This is a genomic window from Bradyrhizobium sp. KB893862 SZCCT0404, from assembly GCF_018130885.1.
GTDB lineage: Bacteria > Pseudomonadota > Alphaproteobacteria > Rhizobiales > Xanthobacteraceae > Bradyrhizobium > Bradyrhizobium stylosanthis.
Genome location: NZ_JAFCLT010000003.1, coordinates 19,881 through 34,154, shown reverse-complemented (window position 1 = coordinate 34,154; position 14,274 = coordinate 19,881). Strand labels below are relative to the sequence as shown.

The following is a 14,274-nucleotide window of genomic DNA, read 5'->3' as shown; positions in this document are numbered from 1 at the left end:
TGCCCTGTCCGAAGGATTAAGGTATCCCAGCCCAAGAATTCGACTTTCGACTGGGGACAATCCATGGCTGACCATAGCGAAGTGGCGTACACCACTGCCGACGGCAACGACTACGTTGCCCACGAGCAGACCTATGAGGGCTTCATCAAGCTGGTGAAATACGGCACGGCGTCGGTCGCGCTCATCGTCATCCTGATGGCGATCTTCCTCACCTGATCCATCGACTGCTGCACCGACAGCGTCGTCGGTGCCCATAAAATTTGCATACAAGCCGGTTCCAAAACCGGTATCCAACGTTGCGGGAGTGACGCTAAATTCGCGTGCGCGTTTTTGCCCGCGTCGCCGGAGGGCCTATGAAGATCGCCGTTGCCAAGGAAATCGATCCGTCGGAGCCGCGTGTTGCCGCTTCGCCTGATACGGTGAAGAAGTTCAAGGCGCTGGGCGCCGAGATCGCCGTCGAGCCGGGCGCCGGCATCAAGTCGGGCCTGCCGGATTCCGAATTCACGGCGGCCGGCGCCACCGTCAGCGCCGATGCGCTTGCCGACGCCGACATCATCATCAAGGTGAAGCGTCCCGAGGCCTCCGAGCTTTCGCGCTACAAGCGCGGCGCGCTCGTCATCGCGATCATGGATCCTTACGGCAACGAGGCCGCGCTGAAGACGATCGCCGATGCCGGCGTCGCCGCCTTCGCGATGGAGTTGATGCCGCGCATCACCCGCGCGCAGGTGATGGACGTGCTGTCCTCGCAGGCGAACCTCGCCGGCTACCGCGCCGTGATCGAAGGTGCCGAGGCCTTCGGCCGCGCCTTCCCGATGATGATGACCGCCGCCGGCACCGTGCCCGCCGCGAAAGTGTTCGTGATGGGCGTCGGCGTCGCCGGCCTCCAGGCGATCGCGACTGCGCGCCGCCTTGGTGCGGTGGTGACCGCGACCGACGTCCGGCCGGCGACCAAGGAGCAGGTCGAATCGCTCGGCGCGAAGTTCCTCGCGGTCGAGGACGAGGAGTTCAAGAACGCGCAGACCGCCGGCGGTTACGCCAAGGAAATGTCCAGGGAATACCAGGCCAAGCAGGCCGCGCTCACCGCCGAGCACATCAAGAAGCAGGACATCGTCATCACCACCGCGCTGATCCCGGGCCGGCCGGCGCCGAAGCTCGTCAGCGCCGAGATGGTCAAGTCGATGAAGCCGGGCTCGGTGCTGGTCGATCTCGCCGTCGAGCGCGGCGGCAATGTCGAGGGCGCGAAGGCCGGCGAGGTCGTCGACCTCGATGGCATCAAGATCGTCGGCTACACCAACGTTGCCGGCCGCGTCGCGGCCTCGGCCTCCAGCCTCTACGCACGCAATCTGTTCTCCTTCATCGAGACCATGGTCGACAAGAAGGAGAAGAAGCTCGCCGTGAACTGGGACGACGAGCTGGTCAAGGCCACTGCGCTCACGAAAGACGGCGCCGTGGTGCACCCGAACTTCCAGCCGAAGGCGTAAGGAGAGATCGTCATGGAGCATGCTGCACAGGTCGTCGACCCCTTCATCTTCCGGCTGTCGATCTTCGTCCTCGCCGTCTTCGTCGGCTATTTCGTGGTGTGGTCGGTGACGCCGGCGCTGCACACGCCGCTGATGAGCGTCACCAACGCGATCTCCTCGGTGATCGTGGTCGGCGCGCTGCTGGCCGGCGGCGTCGCGAACGTCTCGAGCGGTTCGGGCTGGGCCCGCGCGTTCGGTTTCGTCGCGCTGATCTTCGCCTGCATCAACATCTTCGGCGGCTTCCTTGTCACCCAGCGCATGCTGGCGATGTACAAGAAGAAGTCGAAGTAAGCGGCCACCTCGGGCTGATGGGATCAATGGGGACCTGAGATGAGCGCCAATCTCTCTGCATTCTTGTATCTTGTGGCGGGGGTGCTGTTCATCCTGTCGCTGCGCGGGCTGTCGAGCCCGGCGTCGTCGCGCCAGGGCAATCTGTTCGGCATGATCGGCATGGCGATCGCGGTCGCCACCACGCTGGCCAACCATCCGCCGGCAGACGGTCTCGCCTGGGTGCTCGTCATCGTCGGCATCGCGATCGGCGGCGCGATCGGTGCGGTGATCGCCCGCCGCGTGCCGATGACCTCGATGCCGGAACTGGTCGCCGCCTTCCACTCGCTGGTCGGCATGGCCGCGGTGCTGGTCGCCGCCGGCGCGTTCTATGCGCCTGAAGCCTTCGACATCGGCACCCCCGGCAACATCCATCCGCAGAGCCTGGTCGAGATGTCGCTCGGCGTCGCCATCGGCGCGCTGACCTTCACCGGCTCGGTGATCGCGTTCCTGAAGCTGTCCGCGCGCATGAGCGGCGCGCCGATCATCCTGCCCGCCCGTCACATCATCAACATCGCGATTGCGGTGGCGCTGGTGTTCTTCATCGTCCGCCTGGTCCTGACCGGCGGTGCGCTCGATTTCTGGCTGATCGTCATCCTGGCGCTGGCGCTCGGCGTGCTCATGATCATCCCGATCGGCGGCGCCGACATGCCGGTCGTGATCTCGATGCTGAACTCCTACTCGGGTTGGGCCGCGGCCGGCATCGGCTTCACGCTGGGCAATTCGGCGCTGATCATCACCGGCGCGCTGGTCGGCTCCTCCGGCGCGATCCTGTCCTACATCATGTGCCACGCGATGAACCGGTCCTTCATCTCGGTCATCCTCGGCGGCTTCGGTGGTGAGACTGCCGCTGCCGGCGGCGGAGCAGGCGGCGAGCAGAAGCCCGCCAAGCTCGGCTCGGCCGACGATGCGGCCTTCATCATGAAGAACGCCTCCAAGGTCATCATCGTGCCCGGCTACGGCATGGCGGTGGCGCAGGCCCAGCACGCGCTGCGTGAAATGGGCGACATCCTGAAGAAGGAAGGCGTCGAGGTGAAGTACGCCATTCACCCGGTCGCGGGCCGCATGCCCGGTCACATGAACGTGCTGCTGGCGGAAGCCAACGTGCCCTATGACGAGGTGTTCGAGCTCGAGGACATCAACTCCGAATTCGCGCAGGCCGATATCGCCTTCGTGATCGGCGCCAATGATGTCACCAACCCGGCGGCCGAAGAAGACAAGACGTCGCCGATCTACGGCATGCCCGTGCTCCAGGTCTGGAAGGCCGGCACCGTGATGTTCATCAAGCGCTCGCTCGCGTCGGGTTACGCCGGCATCGACAATCCGTTGTTCTATCGCGACAACACCATGATGCTGCTTGGCGACGCCAAGAAGGTGACCGAGAACATCGTCAAGGCGATGTAACGCGGAAGGGACCGTGGCCATCAACAAGGAATGGCACCGGTCCCATCGCATGCCGCCGAAGGCGACGCGCGAGCAGCGCATCGCCTGGCGCGCCGCTCACAAGGCGGCCTGCGGTTGCCGCGACGCTCCAGCGAGCATCCGGCCCGACGTCATGAAATTGCTGCGGAGTCGTCGCAAGCCGTGAGGCGGAGACCGGCCGCCCCGTCATGACAATCTTCAAGTGGATCGCCATCCTGCTCGTGACCGTCTACTGCGCCGGTCTCGTCGTGCTGTATGTCCGCCAGCGCGAGATGCTGTTTCCGATCCCGCCCGTCGGCCGCACCGCACCCGGTGCCGCAGGCTTTGGCGAGGCTGAGGAGCATGTCCTGGCCACCTCCGACGGCGAGAAGGTCATCGTCTGGCACGTGCCGGCCAAGCCCGGCCGTCCCGTGATCCTGTTCTTCCCCGGCAACGGCGATTTCCTCGCCGGCCGCATCGATCGCTTCAAGGCCATGACGGCGGACGGCACCGGTCTCGTCGCCCTGTCCTATCGCGGCTACGCCGGCTCGAGCGGGGCGCCGAGCGAGGAGGGGCTGCTGCGCGATGCCGCGGCCGCCTACGCCTTCACCACCGCGCGCTATGCCGCGGACCAGATCGTCGCCTGGGGCTTCTCGCTGGGGACCGGCGTTGCGGTCGCCATCGCATCCGAGCATCCGGTCGGCAAACTGATCCTGGAGGCGCCGTACTCCTCGACCGTGGACGTCGCTGCCGCGGCATTCCGCTTCGTTCCCGTGCGCCTCTTGATGCGCGACCAGTTTCGCTCCGACGAACGCATTGCGCGCGTCACGGTGCCGCTGCTGGTGATGCATGGCACCGATGACCTTGCCATTCCGATCGTGTTCGGCGAGCGTCTGTTCGGGCTCGCGCATGAACCGAAGCAGTTCGTTCGCTTCGCGGGCGGCGGACACGACAATCTCGATGCGTTCGGCGCGATCGAGACAGCGAGGCGCTTCATTGCTTCCTAGACGGCTTGCGACCTGGCGGGGCTGCGCGGTCATCGCCGCGGCTCTCGCGGCGTCGCCGCAGCCCGCGTGGGCAGCGGCCGGGCTCGACGGCGCGGCGATGCGCTGGCCCTATGCGCTGCCCTTTGCCGGCCTGTTGCTGTCGATCGCGCTCGGGCCGCTGCTATTCGCGAAATTCTGGCACCACCACTACGGCAAGATCGCCGCAGCCTGGTCGCTGCTCGCGCTCGGCTCGCTCGTGGTCTTTGCCGGCGGCATGGCGACGCTGGCCGCGCTGGTTCACGCCATGCTCGCTGAATATCTCGGCTTCATCGTGCTGCTTTTCTCGCTCTATGTCGTCGCCGGCGGCATCCTCGTCACGGGCGGCATCAAGGGTACGCCGGCCGCGAACACGGGCATCCTCGCGCTCGGCACGCTGATGGCGAGCGTCGTCGGCACCACGGGGGCCGCGATGATCCTGATCCGTCCCCTGATCCGGGCCAACCGGCCGCGGCGCCACAATGCCCACGTCATCATCTTCTTCATCATCCTGGTCGCCAATGTCGGCGGCGCGCTGACCCCGCTCGGCGATCCCCCGCTGTTCGTCGGCTTCCTGCACGGCGTCGACTTCTTCTGGACCACGCGGACGATCTGGCTGCAGACGATGATCGTTGCAGGGCTGCTGCTCGCGATCTTCGTCGCCATCGACGTCTGGCATTTCAGGAGCGAGCCGCCGGTCCGCGACACGGAGCCTGCGGCGCCGGTGCGGATCCGCGGTCTCGTCAACCTCGTGCTGATCGCGGCGATCGTTGCCAGCCTGCTGGCCTCGGCGATGTGGGAGCCCGGCATCGCGTTCGACGTGCTCGGAACGAAGCTGGAGCTGCAAGACGTCGCCCGCAACGCGGCGCTGCTCGCGATTGCGGCGCTCTCGGTGTGGCTGACGCCGGAGGAGCACAGGCTGGCCAACGGCTTTACCTGGGAGCCGATCCGCGAGGTCGCAAAGCTGTTTGCCGGCATCTTCGTCGCGATCATCCCGGTCATTGCCATGCTCGATGCCGGCGATCACGGCGCCTTCGCCTGGCTGCTGTCGGCGGTCTCGGCCCCGGACGGCACGCCGAGGGAGGCCGCCTATTTCTGGTTCACCGGCCTGATGTCGGCATTCCTCGACAATGCGCCGACCTATCTGTTGTTCTTCGAGCTGGCCGGCGGAGACCCGCAGGTGCTGATGCATGCCCTGCCGGGCACGCTCGCCTCCATCTCGATGGGCGCGGTCTACATGGGCGCGCTCACCTATATCGGCAATGCGCCGAACTTCATGGTGTGCAGCATCGCCAGCGAGAACGGCATCGCGATGCCGAGCTTCTTCGGCTATTTGCTGCGCGCCGGCGCCGTGCTGATCCCGCTGTTCCTGCTGCTGACGGTCCTGCCGGTCGCCCCGATCCTGCACTGGCATTGAATCTGACGGCCGATTTGCTACTGCTCGGCTTCACAATCGGAGCCGGTGGATGAGCGCGCATAATTCGATGCCCCGGTCGGCCTGGATCTTCCCGGCGCTGGCCGTGCTGTTGTTCGTGGCCGTCAGCGTGGCGGACTACGTCTTCACGCTGTCGCTGGCCGGGCTGGGGTTCGCCGCCGTGCTTCTGGTCATCCTGTTCGGCACGGTGTTCGCCGCCGTTCATCATGCCGAAGTGATCGCCGAACGGGTCGGAGAACCCTATGGCACGCTGGTGCTGACGCTCGCGGTGACCATCATCGAGGTGGCGCTGATCACCACGATCATGCTGGGCGAAAAGCCGGCGCCGGAACTGGCGCGCGACACGGTGTTCGCCGTGGTCATGATCGTCTGCAACGGCCTCGTCGGGCTCTGCATCTTCATCGGCGGCTTGCGCTATCGCGAGCAGGGCTTTCAGCTCTCCGGCGCCAACGTCTATCTCAGCGTCCTGTTCGCGCTCGCGACCATCACGCTGATCATGCCGAACTACACGACAACCACGCCCGGACCGGTCTATTCGGCCATCCAGCTCGGCTTCGTCGATGTGGTTACGCTGGCGCTCTATGCGGTGTTTCTCTACACCCAGACCGTCCTGCACAAGGACTACTTCGTTCATGAACGGGGGAAGGGCGAGGGCGGGGACGTGCACCTGTCGGTCGGAGCGCTCGCGGTCACCGTGGCGATGCTCCTGGTCTCGCTGCTGGCGGTCGTGCTGCTGGCCAAGAAATTCTCGCTGGTGGTCGATGCCGTCGGCGCCAGGATCGGGGCGCCGCCGGCCTTCGCCGGTCTTCTGGTCGCGCTGCTGATCCTGATGCCGGAGGGCGTCGCGGCCATCGCGGCGGCACGGAAGAACGACCTCCAGAAGAGCATCAACCTCGCCCTCGGCTCGTCCCTGGCGACCATCGGCCTGACCATTCCCGCCGTCGGCGTCGCCACCTATGCGCTCGACAAGGAGCTCGAGCTCGGTCTCAGCGACCAGGGCAGCGTGCTTCTGCTCCTGACCTTCTTCCTGAGCATGCTGACCTTCGGCACGGGCAGGACCAATGTCCTGTTCGGGCTGGTCCATATGGTGGTATTTGCCGTCTACGTGTTCATGGTTTTCGTGCCCTGAGCACCATTGCGCTGCCGCGGCCCACCGGGTCCGGATCATGTCCCAGGAGAGTTCCGATGCTTGCCGCCAAGTCCGAAGTCCAGATCGAGAACGAACAGGTCCGGGTGACCGAATGGCGGCTTGCCCCGGGCAGCGCGACCGGGCATCACACCCACGGGATGGACTATGTGATCGTTCCCGTTGTGGCCGGCGAGATGACCATCGTGGCCCCCGGCGGCGAGCGGTCCAAGGCGCAGCTTGCGGCCGGAAAATCCTACTTCCGCAAAGCCGGCGTCCAGCACGACGTGCTTAACGAAACCGCAACCGAGATCGTGTTCCTTGAGATCGAGCTGAAGCCGTAAGGCCGGTTGTGTTTGCCATCGATCCGTCGCAGTTGATCCCTTACAATGCCCTAAAGTTCCCGCATCAGGTCGCGCGGGGAGTGGCCGAGAAATGCTGAAATACCTCGCTAAAATCTCGATGGATATTTTCCCCTCGGTGCTCGCGACGATCATCGGGGCCTACATCGTTAACCACTACATCAACGCCAAGCCCGCGCCCGACACCCCCGCGGCCGTGACGGCGCCTGCCCAGGCCGGCGGCGACGGCAAGCCGGCGGACACCGCCAATCTTCCCGCGCCCGGCGTCAAGGCCAAGGGCGTCTCCGAGAAGAACGTGACCGAGAAGGCGGCGGTCGAGAAGCCTGCCGACAAGTCCGAGACCAAGGCGGCGGACACCAAGTCTGCGGACACCAAGGCTGCGGACACCAAGGCTGCTGACACGGCTCCCGCCGAGGCCGCCTCCCATGGCCGCCCGACGGCCCGCGAGAAGGCGGCTGCCAAGTCGACCCCGGCTGCCACCGCGCCGGTGGCGGAGGCGAATTCGGCGCCGGCCGCTAGCTCCCCGGCTGCGGCCCCGGACGCCAACGACCTGGCGCGTGCCGCCATCGAGCGTCTGCGCAAGTCGCCTGAGGGCAAGGCCGCCGAGAAGGCTGCCGAAGCCAAGGCCGCCGAAGCAAAGGCTGCGGAAGCCAAGGCCGCCGAGACCAAGCCGGTCGAGCGAACCCCCGAGCCTGCGGTGCGCGAAGCCGCCCGCACCCCCGAGGCTCCGCGTGTCATCTCGACCGATCCGTCTGCGGTCCGTCCCCTGCCGCCGCCGATCACGGTGTCCACGCCCTCGACCGAGGCGTATGGCAATGGCGGTTCGTCGCCGAACTACACCGCGTCGGTCGGCAACGACGACCCGAATCGAATCACCCCTCCGGCCGACATTCCCGTGCCGATGATCGCGCCGCCGCTTGACCTGCGGGCCGACGCCGGCGCGGCCATGCCGCGACCGAAGAAGACCAACGTCGCCGACGAGATGCTGTCGGGCATGAAGTCGATGTTCCACTCGGTCCTGCCGAAGGGCGCCACCCCCGACTAAGAGCTTTCGCTGCTGTCAGCCGCCGACCCGGGCGAGGCCGCTGCGGGCGGTATCGTCGCGCGGACGAAGCGCAACCGCCTTGTTGTAGGACGCCGCCGCCTTGGCCTTGTCGCCGAGCCGCTCATAGGCCTGCCCGCGCGCGGTCCAGATCTGGGCATTGTGCGGGTCGGCCTCGGACGCCTCGTCGAGATCGGCCGTAGCCTCCTTGATCTTGCCGAGGGCGAGATAGCTCGTGGCACGGCCGAGCAGCGGCTCGGCCTTTTGCGGGTTGAGCCCGCTCGCCGCGCTGAAATCGGCGATTGCGACATCGTGCTGGTTGTTGCCCTGGTAGATCAGCGCGCGGCCATAGAGCGCCTGCGCGTTATAGGGATCGAGCCCGACGGCCCGATTGAACTCGTCGAGCGCCGCTGCGGTGTCGCCTGATTTGGCGAGGGACTGGGCCTTTGCGGTGTGGCTCGCGGCTTCGGTGACGCTGCCGGGGCTGACCGCGCTCTCGGCGGTCGCGGCGGCCTTCGGCGTCTCCTGCGGCTTGTCCTTCTCCGGCATCAGCGATCCCAGATCGAAGGAGCAGCCGCACAGCGCAATCCCCGTCAGGGCCAGTGCGAGCGGCTGCCGCCAGAACCGGCGTCGTCGCGCCAAGCCGCGCTCGGGGAAAGGGGAGGCCATCTACGGTTCGCTCGCGCGTTGGTGCCGCACCGGTCGTGCCCGTCCCAGAAAGGCACCGCTCATAACAATAACGCGGGCCAAGGGCCCGCGTCATCGAAAACTGAGGTCTTAGTTATTCACCAAATCAGCGCGGAGGGCGCGGACCTGCACCCGGGCCGCCACGGCCACCGCGGTCGCCACCGGGGCCGGCGCCGAACACCGGCTTCGGCTTCATCGGCAGCAGGCCTTCACGCTGCAGCTTCTTGCGGGCCAGCTTGCGCGCGCGGCGCACGGCTTCGGCCTTTTCGCGGGCCTTCTTCTCGGAGGGCTTTTCGTAGTGACCGCGGAGCTTCATCTCGCGGAAAATGCCTTCGCGCTGCATCTTCTTCTTCAGCGCCTTGAGGGCTTGGTCGACATTGTTATCGCGAACGAGAACCTGCACGCGGCATCCTCTTCAGTGGATCGGATTTGAATTCTGGTAAGTCAAAGGGGATGGCGAAACGCGCAAGCCCTTAACCTGAGGGCGTGGATGTATCAGACAAAACCCTTGATGTCCACCTGCCAAGCGGGTTTTCGGGCCAAGTTCAGCCATTAAATGCGGCGAAAATGCCCCCGGGCGGCCTCGATTTGGGTGATTTGGCGCCCTTGGCGCGGCCGCGACCGGAGCTTTGTTCCGGATTCTTTGAAATGAGGGGACTACAATGGATATGAAAAAATACGCTGCCGAGGCTATCGGCACCTTCTGGCTCACATTCGCAGGTTGTGGCAGCGCCGTGATCGCGGCCGGCTTCCCGCAGGTCGGAATCGGTCTGGTCGGTGTGTCCCTGGCGTTCGGCCTGAGTGTGGTCACGATGGCCTACGCGATCGGCCACATCTCGGGCTGCCATCTCAATCCGGCCGTCACGCTTGGCCTTGCCGCCGGCGGCCGGTTTCCGGCAGGCCAGATCCTGCCTTACGTGATCGCGCAGGTGGCCGGCGCCATCGTCGGTGCCGGGATCCTCTACGTCATCGCCAGCGGAGCGCCCGGCTTCGACGTCACCAAGGGCTTTGCGTCCAACGGCTACGATGCCCATTCGCCCGGCCAGTACAGCATGATCGTGTGCTTCCTCACCGAGGTGGTGATGACCATGATGTTCCTGTTCATCATCATGGGCGCGACCCACGGCCGCGCACCCGCCGGCTTCGCGCCGCTCGCGATCGGGCTTGCGTTGGTGATGATCCATCTCGTCAGCATTCCCGTCACCAACACGTCGGTGAACCCGGCGCGCAGCACCGGTCCCGCGCTGTTCGTCGGCGGCTGGGCACTGTCGCAGCTCTGGCTGTTCTGGGTCGCACCGCTGATCGGCGGCGCGCTGGGCGGGGTGATCTATCGCTGGCTCAGCGAGGAGCCCAGCGGCATCGTCGCGGGCGCGAAGACGGCCTGATTCAAGTGCGGGATCGCAGCCTTTGCTGCGGTCCCTTCACTTGCCCTCGATCGGCCGCCTCACTTCGGTGACGTGGCCCATCTTGCGGCCGGGGCGCGGCGCGCCCTTGCCGTAGATGTGCACGGTCGCGCCGGGCACGCTCAGCCATTTGCCGTAGTCGTTGATCTCGTCGCCGATCAGGTTGGTCATGGTGACGATCTCGCCATGGCGCACCGGCTTGCCGAGCGGCCAGCCGGCGATGGCGCGGATGTGCTGCTCGAACTGCGAGACGGAGGCGCCGTCCAGCGTCCAGTGCCCGGAATTATGTACGCGCGGCGCGATCTCGTTCACCAGCACCTTCGGACCGGTGCCATTGGCGAGCACGAACATCTCCACCGCCAGCACGCCGACATAGTCGAGCGCGTCGGCGATCTTGCCGGCGATGCTGCGTGCTTCCTCGGCCAGCGCATCCGGAATGGGCGCGGGCGCGCGGGATATTTTCAGGATGTGATCGCGGTGCTCGTTCTCGGTGACGTCAAAGCACTCGACCTGGCCCGTGGCCGAGCGCGCGGCGATCACGGAGATCTCGCGCTCGTAGGGAATGAAGGCTTCCAGGATCGCCGATTTGGTGGCGAGGCTGGTCCACACCTTGGCGATGTCGTCGCCCTCGCGGATGATGGCCTGGCCCTTGCCGTCGTAACCGAAGCGGCGGGTCTTCAGCACCGCGGGAAGACCGATCCTCAGGATCGCCTCGCGCAGCGAAGCCACCGAGGTGACGTCGGCGTAAGCGGCGGTGCCGATGCCGAGCCGCGTCACGAAATCCTTCTCGGCGAGCCGGTCCTGGGTGGTCTCGAGGATCTTGCGCTTGGGCAGCACCGGGCGGCGCGCATCCAGCACCATCGCGGCGGCGGCCGGCACGTTCTCGAATTCGTAGGTGATCACGTCGACGTCGCCCGCGAACATCTCGAGCGCCTCGACGTCGGCATATTCGGCGCAGGTGGCGTTCAGCACGACATCGAAGGCCGGCGAGTCCGGATCCGGCGAGAACACCTGGCAGCGCAGGCCGAGCCGTGCCGCAGCCATCGCCAGCATCCGCCCCAATTGTCCGCCGCCGAGGATTCCGATGGTGTCGCCGGGCTTCAGCGTCACCTGCTTTGCGTCAGTCACGCCTTGTCCTCCGGACGCTCGGCAACCGCCTCGGTCTGCGCCTTGCGCCAGGCGGCGAGGCGGTCGGACAATGCCGGGTCGGACAATGCCAGCACCGCGGCCGCAAGCAGCGCCGCGTTGATTGCGCCGGCCTTGCCGATGGCGAGGGTGCCGACCGGGATGCCCGCGGGCATCTGAACGATCGAATGAAGCGAATCGACGCCCTTGAGCGTCTTCGACTCCACGGGGACGCCGAGCACCGGGAGTTCCGTCAGCGCGGCCGCCATGCCGGGCAGATGCGCAGCGCCGCCGGCGCCGGCGATGATGACCTTGTAGCCGGCCGCCTTGGCGCCCTTGGCGAAGGCAAACAGCCGGTCGGGGGTGCGGTGGGCCGAAACGATGCGGGTGTCGGCGGGAACGCCGAGCGCTGCAAGCGTGTCGGCGGCATGCCGCATCGTGTCCCAGTCCGACTGGCTTCCCATGATAATGGCGATCGGCGCGGTCATGGCGTTAATTGTGCTCGGGAAAACAGAAACATAGGCCAGATTAACGGTTCCGGCCGGCGGCTCGCAAGGCGGTGGCAAGGAGAAGGGAATGCACTATCCTGTCTTGGTGAATCCCCGCAAGCCTTCATTGAGCAGGATGCCCATGAGGAAACCAAAAAGGGCGCGCGCTGCGAAGGCCAAAAAGGGCCGGAAAACCAGTGCCGGCCGACCTGGAGCCGCCGCCAAGGCCCCGGCCAAGCCGGCGCGGCGCCGCGCTCCGGCCGCCGCTGCCGCCTGCGCCAACGCGACCATCCGCGGCCTCAAGAGCAAGCTCAGGGAAGCCCTGCTGCGGGTCTCGGAACTCGAGGCGGCCGCAGACACCGACTTCCTGCTCGATATTCCGAACCGGCGCGGCTTCGAGCGCGAGCTCGCACGCGCCATTGCCTACATGAAGCGGTATCGCGCCAGCGGCGCGCTGATCGTGCTCGATGTCGACCGGCTGAAGCCGATCAACGATTCCTTCGGCCATGCCGCCGGCGACGAGGTGCTCAAGGCGATCGTCGCGACGCTGACGCGGCAGGTCCGCGCCTCCGACGTGGTCGGCCGGCTCGGCGGCGACGAGTTCGCGCTGCTGCTGTGGAATCTCAACGAGACCGATGCCAAGGCGAAGGCTGCTTCCTTCGAGCAGGCGATCGACGAATTGTCCTTCGTCTTCCGCGGCCAACAGGTCACCGCGGGCGCCTCTGCCGGCGTCGCGTTGCTCGGTCCGCATTCCGATGCGGGCCGCGCCCTGGAGGAGGCCGATGCCGCCATGTATGTGCGCAAGGCGCGGCGCCGGCACGAGCCGCGCATCAGGCTCGTCAGCAGCGAGCGCTAGAATATGATCCGGATCCGAAGGGCCGCGTCAGCGCGAAGTGCGCAGCGGCTTTCCTCGCGACGAACACGCAACGCGTTTGCGCGGAGATCATGCTCAAACAGGAAATCAGAGGGTCGCGAGATCTTCGGGCACGTTGCCGAATTTGCGCAGCAGCGTGGCGTCCCCGAATTCGCCGGTCATGGGATCGCCGCTGCGGCTGAAGGCGACCGCGCCGATATGGCCGGCGCCGCGCGCCAGAGCTTCGGCGCGCCGCAGCGCTGCCGTCGAGGACTGACACTCCTCCGCAGCGCCCGCGACGGGCGATCCGTCGTCATCGATCAGGAAGGGCATTGCAACGTAATAGGTCACGTCCGACATGGCGTTGCTCCAATGATCAAAACTACGCGGCGCTGCTGTTGCTCCGCGCCTTGCTGCGTGACGTCTCGGGGATGCAGCCGGCGGAAATCGCCGCCTGCAATTCTTCCAGCTCCGCCTCCAGATATTCGTTGGCCATGATCAGCGCCTTGATGGTGCTGCGCAGGTTGCCGTCGCACATCGCGATCGCCTGATCGCAGGCCTGTTCGTAATGGCTGTTGTCGAGAAGGGCGGGGACTGACATCGGCGGTGTCCTTGGGGCTGCTTGGCGTTTCCTGGGGCGCTGGGGTCGCAAAATGTTCCTATTTTGTTCTCTGTGAGTCAAGCGGATTCATCTGCGGCGAGCGGGCCGCGAACGCGCCTCTGTGGATCAGGCGATGATGTCGGGCGTGATCTGGTCTTCGATGAACGCGATACGGTCGCGTAACAACAGCTTGCGCTTCTTCAGCCGCTGCAACCGCAATAGGTCGGGGGCAGGCGATTGATGCAGTGCATCGATCGCCGCATCGAGATCTCGGTGTTCCTGCTGCAACCGGGTGAGCTCGGCTTCGAGCTCACGCTCGTCTTCATTGGTCATGTCTGCGGTGGCCGAAAACCGAAAAGCGTGAGATCTGGGCTGTGGATGCCCTGTGGAAATTATCGTCCTTGCGCGACGTGATCGCAAGCGATCTGCGACCCCCGCACGCCGATCTCCCGCAACATATTTCTGCGGACCGATGCGGCGCTGCGCGAGCGCATTGATATCATGGATTTTTCAGGCGCGGTTCCATTACTCACGCTTCATTACATATGAATTTTCAAAAATGACGATGCGACGACGGATACCCATCGACAGAACGAATCGGTGATGTAGACTTTGGCGTCCGGATCGAATCCTAAAGCTCTACCCTACCGAGGAGGTTTCGAATGACAATTCAGGCACATCTGGTTGAATTGGAGCGGAAGCACAAACTTCTCGAAAACGAATTGCACGAAGCTCTCGTGCACCTTTCAACAGACGACCTGCAAATTGTTGAGTTGAAGCGCCGGAAGTTGATGGTCAAGGACCAGATCGAGCGTCTGAAGCACGGCGATACGCTCCACTAGTGACCCCCGTAACAGCGTTGAGTTGATCGTACCCTTTCAG

20 protein-coding genes are annotated in these 14,274 nt (G+C 65.5%); 13 read left to right on the top strand and 7 right to left on the bottom strand.

The genetic code is table 11. The features are described from left to right. The first annotated feature begins 63 nt into the window (after positions 1–63). From JQ617_RS14150 to JQ617_RS14105, 10 genes are all read left to right on the top strand, one after another. Positions 64–216, top strand: a complete 153-nt coding sequence (locus tag JQ617_RS14150) for an aa3-type cytochrome c oxidase subunit IV (protein WP_008136857.1) — start codon at positions 64–66, stop codon at positions 214–216. Positions 217–353: 137 nt separating this feature from the next. After that, a complete protein-coding gene (locus JQ617_RS14145; protein WP_212026852.1) occupies positions 354–1,481 on the top strand; it encodes a Re/Si-specific NAD(P)(+) transhydrogenase subunit alpha in 1,128 nt (375 codons plus the stop codon). A 12-nt stretch (positions 1,482–1,493) separates the two neighbouring features. Then, entirely contained in the window at positions 1,494–1,811 is a 318-nt protein-coding gene (locus tag JQ617_RS14140; protein ID WP_014492434.1) for a proton-translocating transhydrogenase family protein, read from the top strand. 39 nt (positions 1,812–1,850) lie between these two features. Continuing rightward, positions 1,851–3,251: an NAD(P)(+) transhydrogenase (Re/Si-specific) subunit beta gene (locus tag JQ617_RS14135; RefSeq protein ID WP_212026851.1), complete on the top strand. Its 1,401-nt coding sequence runs from the start codon at positions 1,851–1,853 to the stop codon at positions 3,249–3,251. A gap of 13 nt (positions 3,252–3,264) precedes the next feature. After that, entirely contained in the window at positions 3,265–3,435 is a 171-nt protein-coding gene (locus JQ617_RS14130) for a hypothetical protein (RefSeq protein WP_212026850.1), read from the top strand. Positions 3,436–3,457: 22 nt separating this feature from the next. After that, positions 3,458–4,255 carry an alpha/beta hydrolase gene (locus JQ617_RS14125; RefSeq protein ID WP_212026849.1) on the top strand — a complete coding sequence of 266 codons (798 nt, stop codon included), beginning with the start codon at positions 3,458–3,460 and terminating at the stop codon, positions 4,253–4,255. Continuing rightward, complete coding sequence (locus JQ617_RS14120; protein WP_212026848.1) at positions 4,209–5,687, top strand: sodium:proton antiporter; 1,479 nt, start codon at positions 4,209–4,211, stop codon at positions 5,685–5,687. Before JQ617_RS14125 ends, JQ617_RS14120 begins: the two co-directional genes overlap by 47 nt. 49 nt (positions 5,688–5,736) lie before the next feature. Then, positions 5,737–6,834: a calcium:cation antiporter gene (locus tag JQ617_RS14115; RefSeq protein ID WP_212026847.1), complete on the top strand. Its 1,098-nt coding sequence runs from the start codon at positions 5,737–5,739 to the stop codon at positions 6,832–6,834. A gap of 56 nt (positions 6,835–6,890) precedes the next feature. Continuing rightward, positions 6,891–7,175, top strand: coding sequence for a cupin domain-containing protein (locus tag JQ617_RS14110; protein ID WP_212026846.1), 285 nt, complete (start codon positions 6,891–6,893; stop codon positions 7,173–7,175). Between the two features lie 91 nt (positions 7,176–7,266). Then, the gene (locus JQ617_RS14105) at positions 7,267–8,238 is read left to right on the top strand and encodes a hypothetical protein (protein WP_212026845.1); all 972 of its coding nucleotides are present in this window, start codon (positions 7,267–7,269) and stop codon (positions 8,236–8,238) included. A gap of 15 nt (positions 8,239–8,253) precedes the next feature. Here the strand turns inward: JQ617_RS14105 and JQ617_RS14100 are convergent, their stop codons facing one another. Further along, a complete protein-coding gene (locus tag JQ617_RS14100; protein WP_212026844.1) occupies positions 8,254–8,904 on the bottom strand; it encodes a tetratricopeptide repeat protein in 651 nt (216 codons plus the stop codon). A 124-nt stretch (positions 8,905–9,028) separates the two neighbouring features. Beyond that, the gene (gene rpsU / locus JQ617_RS14095) at positions 9,029–9,325 is read right to left on the bottom strand and encodes a 30S ribosomal protein S21 (RefSeq protein WP_063694066.1); all 297 of its coding nucleotides are present in this window, start codon (positions 9,323–9,325) and stop codon (positions 9,029–9,031) included. Between the two features lie 259 nt (positions 9,326–9,584). Between rpsU and aqpZ the strand changes: the two genes are divergently transcribed. Then, positions 9,585–10,307: an aquaporin Z gene (gene aqpZ / locus JQ617_RS14090; protein WP_145668548.1), complete on the top strand. Its 723-nt coding sequence runs from the start codon at positions 9,585–9,587 to the stop codon at positions 10,305–10,307. A gap of 36 nt (positions 10,308–10,343) precedes the next feature. On the opposite strand, the gene JQ617_RS14085 is transcribed toward aqpZ, so the two are convergent. Then, positions 10,344–11,453: a 5-(carboxyamino)imidazole ribonucleotide synthase gene (locus JQ617_RS14085; RefSeq protein ID WP_063694064.1), complete on the bottom strand. Its 1,110-nt coding sequence runs from the start codon at positions 11,451–11,453 to the stop codon at positions 10,344–10,346. After that, entirely contained in the window at positions 11,450–11,938 is a 489-nt protein-coding gene (gene purE / locus JQ617_RS14080; RefSeq protein ID WP_145668560.1) for a 5-(carboxyamino)imidazole ribonucleotide mutase, read from the bottom strand. The genes JQ617_RS14085 and purE overlap by 4 nt, the downstream gene beginning before the upstream one ends. A gap of 142 nt (positions 11,939–12,080) precedes the next feature. On the opposite strand from purE, the gene JQ617_RS14075 reads away from it, so the two are divergent. Further along, positions 12,081–12,794: a GGDEF domain-containing protein gene (locus JQ617_RS14075; RefSeq protein WP_212026843.1), complete on the top strand. Its 714-nt coding sequence runs from the start codon at positions 12,081–12,083 to the stop codon at positions 12,792–12,794. Between the two features lie 105 nt (positions 12,795–12,899). Here JQ617_RS14075 and JQ617_RS14070 read toward each other — a convergent pair whose 3' ends face one another. From JQ617_RS14070 to JQ617_RS14060, 3 genes are all read right to left on the bottom strand, one after another. Then, a complete protein-coding gene (locus JQ617_RS14070) occupies positions 12,900–13,151 on the bottom strand; it encodes a hypothetical protein (RefSeq protein WP_063694061.1) in 252 nt (83 codons plus the stop codon). Between the two features lie 22 nt (positions 13,152–13,173). Beyond that, positions 13,174–13,392 (bottom strand): hypothetical protein, encoded by a 219-nt coding sequence (locus tag JQ617_RS14065; RefSeq protein WP_145668571.1) that lies wholly within the window; start codon positions 13,390–13,392, stop codon positions 13,174–13,176. A 126-nt stretch (positions 13,393–13,518) separates the two neighbouring features. Further along, positions 13,519–13,725: a YdcH family protein gene (locus JQ617_RS14060; protein ID WP_008546179.1), complete on the bottom strand. Its 207-nt coding sequence runs from the start codon at positions 13,723–13,725 to the stop codon at positions 13,519–13,521. A 329-nt stretch (positions 13,726–14,054) separates the two neighbouring features. Between JQ617_RS14060 and JQ617_RS14055 the strand changes: the two genes are divergently transcribed. Continuing rightward, positions 14,055–14,234: a YdcH family protein gene (locus tag JQ617_RS14055; RefSeq protein ID WP_061880823.1), complete on the top strand. Its 180-nt coding sequence runs from the start codon at positions 14,055–14,057 to the stop codon at positions 14,232–14,234. Positions 14,235–14,274: the final 40 nt, after the last annotated feature.